This window comes from Pseudomonas sp. YQ_5, from assembly GCF_043103305.1.
In the GTDB taxonomy this organism is placed as follows: Bacteria; Pseudomonadota; Gammaproteobacteria; order Pseudomonadales; family Pseudomonadaceae; genus Aquipseudomonas; species Aquipseudomonas putida_Y.
Genome location: NZ_JBICJS010000107.1, coordinates 1 through 1,178, shown reverse-complemented (window position 1 = coordinate 1,178; position 1,178 = coordinate 1). Strand labels below are relative to the sequence as shown.

At 60.5% G+C, this 1,178-nt stretch carries 1 protein-coding gene; it reads left to right on the top strand.

Features of this window, described 5'->3' with window-relative positions; all coding sequences use genetic code 11:
- The first annotated feature begins 470 nt into the window (after nt 1-470).
- Nucleotides 471-926 (top strand): transposase, encoded by a 456-nt coding sequence (locus ACF8EA_RS23880; RefSeq protein WP_084852138.1) that lies wholly within the window; start codon nt 471-473, stop codon nt 924-926.
- Nucleotides 927-1,178 lie beyond the last annotated feature (252 nt).

Sequence of the window (1,178 nt, the reverse complement as noted above, 5' to 3'; positions counted from 1 at the left end):
GTGCAAACAAGGCGGTCGCGCGCGCCTGTCACAGGCGTTACTGGCCAGAAACAAACGTAGGAGCGAGCGCAGCTCGCGATGCGCCGCGCGGGCGGCGCTCGGTATCTGCAACACCATAAAACCCACGGCAAACACCTCCGGCCATTGCGCAACACCATAAAACCCACGGCAAACACACCCGGCCATTGCGCAACGTCATGCCAGGCGGTGTGGCCTTGAGGGTATGGCGGTAGAGGTGCGTCGCCTGGGTGACCGAGCGCCGCCCGCGCGGCGCATCGCGAGCTGCGCTCGCTCCTACGCTTGTTTCGGGCCAGTTATTCCTGGGGGCGTTGCGCGCGAGCGTTTTGGCGCATGTCATGGTTCAGGCGGCCGCTTTGGCGCGCATTTACATGCTGCAAATCTCTATCGGATCGACTCCTGCACAGGCTGGCTACGCTAATCGAGCACCTATTCGCTCAAGGATGAACGCAATGCCCAACCCTCATGGCTGCAGGCTTCGCCGCGCAAGATGCTCGGTGCCAGGCAGGCTCTACATGCTGACTACCGTCACCCACCTACGCCGCCCTTTGTTTCACGACCTCCGCCTTGCACGATTGGTCATTCAGAACCTTCGTTACGCAGAAGAACAACACCACTGCCGATCACTGACCTGGGTCGTGATGCCAGACCACGTGCATTGGCTGATTGAACTGAAAGAAGTGACACTTGGAACACTGATGCAGCGCTTCAAATGCCAGTCCAGCAATGCACTGCACAAGGCTGGGGCAAAGGGGAAGCCGGTGTGGCAGGCAGGTTATTACGACCGGGCCTTGCGCCGGGACGAGGATGTTTTCAAGATTGCGAGATACATCGTTGCCAATCCGGTAAGGGCAGGATTGGTGGCCACGGTTGGTGATTATCCACATTGGGATGCGGTGTGGCTTTAAGGGTATGACGGTAGAGATGCGTGGCCCGGGAGATCGAGCTTTACGGGTATGACGGTAGAGATGCGCGAGCCGGGAGACCGAGCGCCGCCCGCGCGGCGCATCGCGAGCTGCGCTCGCTCCTACGTTTGTTTCGGGCCAATCATTCCTGTGGGATTTGTGCGCGAACGCCTTGGCGCATGGCTCGATATCGCGTGGTACGAGCAGGCGGCGTGGCCTTGAGGGTATGGCGGTAGATGGGCGTCGCCCGGGAGA